Source organism: Nostoc sp. CALU 1950, from assembly GCF_051172895.1.
Lineage (GTDB): Bacteria > Cyanobacteriota > Cyanobacteriia > Cyanobacteriales > Nostocaceae > Nostoc > Nostoc edaphicum_A.
On record NZ_JBDNJQ010000433.1, the window covers coordinates 1 to 413 of the forward strand.

At 37.0% G+C, this 413-nt stretch carries 1 pseudogene; it reads right to left on the minus strand.

The features are described 5' to 3' along the window. Nucleotides 1-173: 173 nt before the first annotated feature. A pseudogene (locus tag ABF638_RS38330) lies at nucleotides 174-413 on the minus strand (hypothetical protein); the annotation flags it as partial.

Genomic DNA, 413 nt, shown 5'->3' on the forward strand with positions numbered 1-413 from the left:
TCTGATTAACTCAGCCCTGCTGGGTCATTTTGTATGGCTTAGTCTAAACTCCAGAAGATAATGCTCAACAAACAGACTATAAAATTTTTGGGTCATTCAAAGGACAAATTACGAAGGATAGTTTATACCAATACCAAAATCGCTTTCGTTGACTTGGAAAGTATTAGTCTTAATCAATACTGTCCTAAAGCAGCTTGAAAAACTTGTTCAGCAGTCAAATTTAGCTCTCTTAAAGTAGGTGATTGAATCCGGTCATTTCCTCGAAATTGAGTAACTTGATATTCACCTTCGACTAAAGCATAAACTGATATTGTCGGTTGTTTAGGATTCCCAATAAACCGCTTTCCACCAAGAGCAGCCAGGGCGAACGCATCTAAATATAGTACATAATTACTAAAGGAGAGATAAAGGCA